At 46.2% G+C, this 7,282-nt stretch carries 5 protein-coding genes; 1 reads left to right on the forward strand and 4 read right to left on the reverse strand.

The features are described 5' to 3' along the window. Positions 1 to 52: 52 nt before the first annotated feature. The 4 genes from PL11201_RS10840 to PL11201_RS10855 all read right to left on the reverse strand — a co-directional run bounded on the left by PL11201_RS10840 (position 53) and on the right by PL11201_RS10855 (position 6,264). Positions 53 to 637, reverse strand: a complete 585-nt coding sequence (locus PL11201_RS10840) for a 50S ribosomal protein L25/general stress protein Ctc (protein ID WP_079679559.1) — start codon at positions 635 to 637, stop codon at positions 53 to 55. Between the two features lie 122 nt (positions 638 to 759). Beyond that, positions 760 to 1,770 carry a dihydroorotate dehydrogenase-like protein gene (locus PL11201_RS10845; RefSeq protein WP_079678605.1) on the reverse strand — a complete coding sequence of 337 codons (1,011 nt, stop codon included), beginning with the start codon at positions 1,768 to 1,770 and terminating at the stop codon, positions 760 to 762. A gap of 223 nt (positions 1,771 to 1,993) precedes the next feature. Beyond that, positions 1,994 to 5,662 carry a pyruvate:ferredoxin (flavodoxin) oxidoreductase gene (gene nifJ / locus PL11201_RS10850; protein WP_079678607.1) on the reverse strand — a complete coding sequence of 1,223 codons (3,669 nt, stop codon included), beginning with the start codon at positions 5,660 to 5,662 and terminating at the stop codon, positions 1,994 to 1,996. A gap of 368 nt (positions 5,663 to 6,030) precedes the next feature. Then, on the reverse strand, positions 6,031 to 6,264 hold the full coding sequence (locus PL11201_RS10855; protein WP_079678609.1) for a HypC/HybG/HupF family hydrogenase formation chaperone: 234 nt from the start codon (positions 6,262 to 6,264) through the stop codon (positions 6,031 to 6,033). A 403-nt stretch (positions 6,265 to 6,667) separates the two neighbouring features. Between PL11201_RS10855 and hoxE the strand changes: the two genes are divergently transcribed. Then, the gene (hoxE, locus tag PL11201_RS10860) at positions 6,668 to 7,207 is read left to right on the forward strand and encodes a bidirectional hydrogenase complex protein HoxE (protein ID WP_079678610.1); all 540 of its coding nucleotides are present in this window, start codon (positions 6,668 to 6,670) and stop codon (positions 7,205 to 7,207) included. Positions 7,208 to 7,282: the final 75 nt, after the last annotated feature.

Below are 7,282 nucleotides of genomic sequence, written 5' to 3' on the forward strand. Positions count from 1 at the left end.
CCCCTGCTCCCCCTGCTCCCCCTGCCTCCCCTGCTCCCCCTGCTCCTTAAAATTAAGCCTCGGCGTCGCCTTCCTCACCCCGCTCAGGATGAATGATACTAACAACCACCTGTTCGCCATCTCCTGTGGCTTTAACTCCATCAGGTAAGTTGAGTTCTCTAATGTGTAGGGCTTGACCTTGATGTAATTCTGTGACATCAACATCAATACGAGCGGGAATACTACCCGGTTCGCACTCAATTTCCAATTCAGAGAGGACGACATCTAAAAGACCGCCTTCCATTTTCACTCCGACAGGTTCACCGATGAAATGCAGACGAACAGAAACGGTTAAACTGTCTTGTTGAGCCACAGAGAAGAAGCTCAGGTGATAGGGAAATCCTTTCCAAGAATGTTTTTGCACTTCCCGCAGTAGGGTTTTGCCACTCCAAGAGATATCAGGAATGTTCAGTTGAATTAGAGCCTGGTTAACAATGTTCTTTTTGAGTAGGGTTTCTACGGTCTTCGCCGGAATGGTAATGCTAATGGATTCTGCCCCCTGATGGCCATACAGCACCGCCGGAATTAATCCTTGACGACGCAAAGCATTGGGTTTAGAGCCTTCTGGTCGTTTTTGACCTTCAATTATAATTTCCATGAGGTTTCTTTTGCTTAGGGTAAAACACTGAAAAATTTTTAGCCAAACTGTCATTATACCAAAATTTAGCCAAATCGCCATAAAAAATCCTCCCCTAACCAAAGGGAGGACTGGGGTAGGGTCTAAACTAAACTATGATCGGGTTGATAGGAGGTAATGGTCTTCATATATTGGGCGCGTTCATAAGCTGATTGATCTTCACAATTGAGTTGGGACATAGAACCTTGCATCTGTTTAATAGAATGATATTCGTGTTCTTCCATCCAATTTTTCATATCCTCCTCCATGACTTTAATATAATTAAAACCATGGCGTAATAAGGTAGAACAAACCTGGGTAATTTTTGCCCCCGCCATCAATACTTTAATCGCATCATGACCCCTTTGAACGCCACTGGTACAGGCTAAATCCGCATTAATTCGACCATATAAAATGGCAATCCAACGCATCGGTAAACGCAGGTCATGGGGACTACTTAAAATCGTTCCCGGTTCCACAATTAATTCCTCGGGGTTAATATCCGGTTGCAGAAAACGATTAAATAAGACCAAACCATCGGCCCCCGCATCACAACATTGTTTAGCCATATTCGCCATATTACTGAAATATGGACTCAGTTTTAAAGCTAGGGGAATAGTAACTTCTGCCTTAACATCTCTAATGGTATTGAGATAGTTTTGTTCGATTTGTTCTCCAGTTAAATTAAAGTCCGTTGGTACATAATAAATATTCAATTCAATGGCATTGGCTCCCGCCTGTTCCATGAGTCGAGCATATTCCACCCAACCCCCGGGAGAAAAACCATTTAAACTAGCAATAATCGGGATATTTGTAGATTCTCTGGCCTGACGAATATGTTCTAAATACAGTTCTGGCCCGACGTGGTATTCATCGGGTTCAGGAAAATAACTTAACGCCTCTGCAAAGCTATTAGTTCCGTATTCTAAATGATGGTGTAGTTCAAATTTATCTCGCAGTAATTGTTCCTCAAATAAGGAATGCAAAACCACCGCCGCCGCCCCGGCATCTTCTAAGCGTTTAACATTATCAATATCCTCCGATAGCGGTGCCGCCGCCGAAGGAACAATCGGGGTGCGTAAATTTAATCCCAGATAAGTTGTGGTTAAATCCATTGTTTTTAGTCCTAAGTTTTAGATGATTAATATTGATTGGTTTTCTGCCGAGATTAGATCCCCCTAAATCCCCCTTAAAAAGTGGGACTTTGAACATCCGGTTCCCCCTTAAAAATGGAGACTTTAATTTTCCAGTTCCGCCTAAAAAGGGGGACTTTAATTTTCCGGTTCCCCCCTTTTTAAGGGGGGCTAGGGGGGATCTAGGGGGCAAGTTAAGAACGGTTTATACCGATGTGGTTTCCGGCGGTTTCCCTTCCGCAGTGGGGGCGGGTTTAGCCTCAGTAGCCCCGTTATTCCCCTTAGTTTCTAAGGGACGAGCGGCCATGTATTCATACATTTTCCACCGGGTACTGACGTCTTGTTGGGCTTCTTTTAACAACCGTTTGGCGTCGGCGGGTTTGCTCTTGGTCAACATTTTGAAACGGTTCTCCGCATACATCGACGCTTCAACGGGTTTCTTAGGTGATTTAGAATCCAAAATTAACGGGTTTTTGCCTGCTTCTTTCAAGTCGGGATTATACCGATACAGTAACCAACGACCGCTTTCCACCAGTTGTTTTTGATGACTCATGGCCGTTTCCATGTTGATTCCGTGGGCAATACAGTGGGAATAGGCAATAATCAACGATGGGCCGTCATAGGCTTCCGCTTCCAAGAACGCTTTCAGGGTATGTTCATCCTTGGCCCCCATCGCCACACTCGCCACATACACGTTCCCGTAGGTCATGGCAATTAGGCCTAGGTCTTTCTTAGCCGAGGGTTTACCACCGGCCGCAAACTTGGCAACGGCCCCCCGGGGGGTAGCTTTCGAGGACTGACCGCCAGTATTAGAATAAACCTCCGTATCCAGAACTAAAATATTGACGTTACGGCCCGTGGCAATCACATGATCTAGGCCTCCGTAACCAATATCATAGGCCCAGCCATCTCCCCCAATAATCCAAACGGATTTTTTCACTAAATAATCGGCCAAACTGAGTAACTGTTGAGCATCGGGGGAATGGAGTCCTTGAAGTTTTTCTTTGAGTTGAACCACCCGTTGCCGTTGTTCCCAAATATCGGCCTCGGATTTTTGGGCGTTATCGGTAATTTGGGTAACTAAATTATCCCCCACCTCACCGCCGAGTTTGTGTAACAATTCCAGGGCAAACCCAGCGTGTTTGTCGATGGACATTCGGAACCCTAAACCGAATTCGGCGTTATCTTCAAATAAGCTGTTAGACCAGGCGGGGCCACGACCTTCGGCGTTGGTTGTCCAGGGGGTGGTGGGTAGGTTGCCGCCATAAATAGAGGAACATCCGGTGGCGTTGGCGACGATCATGCGATCGCCAAATAACTGACTGGCTAACTTAATGTAGGGGGTTTCGCCACAGCCACCACAGGCGCCGGAGAACTCAAATAACGGCTCTTGCCATTGTTGTTGCCGGATCAGGTCGGGCCGTAATTTGAGGCGATCGGGGTTGGGAATGCCGAGGAAAAAGTCCCAATTCGCCGCTTCTTGTTCCCGCAGGGGTAACTGGGGTTCCATGTTGATCGCTTTTCTCGACGGCATGGATTTATTTTTGGCGGGGCAAACATCCACACAGATGCCACATCCGGTACAGTCTTCCGGGGCGACTTGGATGGTGAATTTTTCCCCGGTAAAGGTTTTATCCTTAACGTCGGTAAATTTGAAACTGGCCGGGGCGTTTTCTAAGACTGCCTCATCGTAGGCTTTACCCCGAATTGTGGCATGGGGACAAACCATGACGCATTTACCGCACTGGATACAGACATCCGCATCCCAGACGGGGATATCCTGGGCAACGTTGCGTTTTTCCCATTTGGAGGTTCCGGTGGGATAAGTACCATCACAGGGTAGTTTACTAACGGGTAAATCATCCCCCCGTCCGGCGATCATCATACCTTCAACTTCTTTAACAAAGGTTGGGGCTCCGACGGCTACGGGTTCGACCCGCCGTAGGGCACTGTTGGCTTGGGCAACGTTAACTTCATAGAGGTGTTCGAGGGTATTGTCAACGGCTTTCAGGTTTAAACCAACAATTTCGGCGCCTTTTTTACCATAGGTTTTTTCGATCGCTTTTTTAATTTTGGCGATCGCTTCTTCCCTCGGCAATACTTTTGCTAGGGCAAAGAAACACACCTGCATAATAGTATTAATGCGGTTGCCCATCCCACTATCCCGGGCGACTTGGTTGGCATTAATTACATAAAACTTGATATTTTTTCTGACAATTTCTTCTTGAATTTCTAAGGGCAGATAGTTCCAAACTTCATCGGGGCCATAGGGAGTATTTAAGAGGAAGGTTGAGCCTTCGGTGGCACATTGGAGAACGTCTAATTTTTCGATAAATGTCCATTGATGGCAACCGATAAAATTAGCCTTACTAATTAAATAAATCGACCGGATCGGTTCGGGGCCAAAACGCAGGTGGGAGACGGTCACCGCCCCAGATTTTTTAGAGTCATAAACGAAATAACCTTGGGCATAATTATCGGTTTCTTCCCCAATAATTTTGATTGAGTTTTTATTCGCTCCCACCGTACCATCGGCCCCTAACCCATAGAACATTGCCCGCACCACGCTATCGGGTTCGGTGGAGAAATTGGGATCGTATTCTAAGGAGGTGTGGCTAACATCATCATTAATGCCAATGGTAAAGTGATTTTTTGGTTTAACCCCCCCTTGGTAAGGGGGGGATGGGGGGGTAATATTCTCAAAAATACTCTTAACCATGGCGGGGTTAAATTCTTTAGAAGATAAGCCATAACGTCCGCCCACCAAGGCTTTAAGATTATTAATCTTAGCTTTAAGGGTTTCGTTATCTCCTAACATCACCTCTTGAACGGCCGTCACCACATCTAAGTAAAGGGGTTCTCCACTGGAACCGGGTTCTTTGGTGCGATCTAAAACCGCGATCGCTTTTACGGTTTCGGGCAGGGCCGCAATTAATTGTTCCCCATCCCAAGGTCGATATAACCGAACTTTTAATACCCCTAATTTTTCCCCTTGGGCATTCAAATAATCCACGGTTTCATGGACGGTTTCACAACCAGAACCCATGAGAATGATCACCCGTTCCGCATCGGGGGCACCGTGATATTCAAATAGTTTATAATTGCGTCCGGTTAACTGCCCCAATTTATCCATCGCCCGTTGCACAATTTCGGGGGTTTTATCATAAAAAACGTTAACGGTTTCTCGCCCTTGGAAATAAACATCGGGGTTTTGGGCCGTTCCTCGCAGAACGGGACGGTCGGGAGTTAGGGCGCGGTTGCGGTGTTCATAAACGTATTGATCATCGATCAATTCTCGGATATCACTATCCTCTAAAAGCTCAATTTTCTGCACTTCATGGGAGGTACGAAATCCGTCAAAAAAGTGAATAAACGGAATTCGAGATTCTAGGGTAGCGGCTTGGGCAATTAAGGCCATATCCTGGGCTTCCTGCACCGAAGCGGAACACAACAGGGCGAACCCCGTGGCCCTCGCGGCCATGACATCACTATGGTCACCAAAAATCGATAACCCCTGGGCGGCTAGGGAACGGGCGGCGACTTGGATCACCGCACAGGTTAACTCTCCGGCAATTTTGTAGAGGTTGGGGAGCATTAACATCAACCCTTGGGAGGCGGTGAAGGTGGTGGTCAAGGAACCCGCTTGTAGGGCTCCGTGTACGGCTCCGGCTGCCCCGCCTTCACTTTGCATTTCCACCACGGCTGGGACAGTTCCCCAGAGGTTTTTATCCCCCACGGAGGCCCAGGCATCGGCCCATTCTCCCATGGGTGAGGAGGGGGTGATGGGATAAATGGCGATCACCTCACTCAAACGATAAGCAACACGGGCAACGGCTTCGTTCCCATCGAGGGTTGCATAATTTTTTGTATTCATTCTTGGAATTCCTCTCTTTAATAAAAATTTGATGCGATGGCGTAGCCGCCACTTTGTGGCATCGCCCGCTTTTCTACAGAATTATTGTGGTAATTTCCGCGCCTGAATTCATCCTTGCTGATGTTGAGTTTGAATTTACAATGATTGTAGTTCTGTAGTTAAACGGACAGAATTTTCCTTAACAATTAATTCAGCTTTCTCTAATGATCTCCGTCGTTGTTGAATTGAGAACTTCTCAGGTTAAATCCTAATCAAGATTAAAACCTCCTTAAATTTTGATTAAGAATTTTTGAGGTCTACTTTCCCTGAGTTATTGCTTTAGATCATCTAATAAAAATGGCAGAAAGTGGATCACAGCTTAACGTTTTTTAACTTATTACCGCCATTTGTTCTAAGTCTGTTAAGGTTTGTTGCGCGGCTTGTTCATCCACAATACTCAAAGCAAAACCCACATGAACAATCACATAGTCACCGACTTGAACCTCTGGAACATAGGCCAGGTTGACCTCTTTGACCATTCCACCAAAGCTAACTTTGCCGACTTTTTCCAAGGGGTCATCCCCGGAAATACTCAATAATTGACCTGGAATCGCTAAACACATCGGTACACCTAAAAATGTTACATTTGTTGAAGCAAGGACAGAAAACTGATGGAACATCCAGGGAATTTATTCGAGCGGGGATTGTCCCACTATTTCAGTCCGATCCATGCTACATCCATTATTAACCCAGGTTGATTAATTCTTTGCTTTATCTTAATACTTTTTTCCCTAAATTAGCAGTAGACTTACAATTTAGGTAAGAAGTTGGAACCCAAACCAGAATCATCAAGATAAACAACATAGGCGTTGTTTATACAACTCTCAATCTAGTCTATAATCCTGGAGTACCCAAGGTTCATGACTAAATTTGTGACCCTTTTGTGGTGAACTGAATCCAACTTTTCTGAAGGTATCTTTGATTACAAAATGAGTGATACCCACATCATTAGTAGAGAACAGAACTATGCAATCTTCTACGGTAACTCCTGCAAAAACTAATCAACCCAAAGCTGAAGCCACAAAAGGAGGCGATAAACGGTTTAAAGTCCTCGATATGACCATGAAGCGTAACCAATATCGTCAGGACGCTTTAATTGAGGTGCTACATAAAGCTCAAGAATCCTTTGGCTTTTTAGAAGAAGATGTCCTAATTTATGTGGCCAGAAATCTGAAACTTCCCCTCAGTTATGTCTATGGAGTCGCCACCTTCTATCATTTATTCTCCCTGAAACCCAATGGCACCCATACCTGTGTGGTTTGTTTAGGCACAGCTTGTTACGTTAAGGGGGGCGGGGATGTTTTAACCGCCTTAGAAGCCAAAACCGGAATTAAAGCAGGGGAAACCACCGCCGATGGTCAAATTTCGATTATGACTGCCCGTTGTATTGGAGCCTGTGGTATTGCTCCAGCCGTGGTTTTTGATGGCAAAGTCGCCGCCCAACAGACCGCAGAGATGGCCTGTGAGCGGATGGCCGCATGGGAATCAGAGGTAGTAGGGGAGTAGGAGCAGCAGGGGGAGCAGGGGAGGCAGGGGAGGCAGGGGAGGCAGGGGAGGCAGGGGGAGCAGGGGAGGCAGGGG

Source organism: Planktothrix sp. PCC 11201 (assembly GCF_900009135.1).
In the GTDB taxonomy this organism is placed as follows: domain Bacteria; phylum Cyanobacteriota; class Cyanobacteriia; order Cyanobacteriales; family Microcoleaceae; genus Planktothrix.

Bases quoted from the DNA above. Each gene is read 5' to 3' on its own strand.
- PL11201_RS10840 (WP_079679559.1), bottom strand. From the start codon at position 637: ATGGAAATTATAATTGAAGGTCAAAAACGACCAGAAGGCTCTAAACCC.
- PL11201_RS10845 (WP_079678605.1), bottom strand. From the start codon at position 1,770: ATGGATTTAACCACAACTTATCTGGGATTAAATTTACGCACCCCGATT.
- nifJ (WP_079678607.1), bottom strand. From the start codon at position 5,662: ATGAATACAAAAAATTATGCAACCCTCGATGGGAACGAAGCCGTTGCC.
- PL11201_RS10855 (WP_079678609.1), bottom strand. From the start codon at position 6,264: ATGTGTTTAGCGATTCCAGGTCAATTATTGAGTATTTCCGGGGATGAC.
- hoxE (WP_079678610.1), top strand. From the start codon at position 6,668: ATGCAATCTTCTACGGTAACTCCTGCAAAAACTAATCAACCCAAAGCT.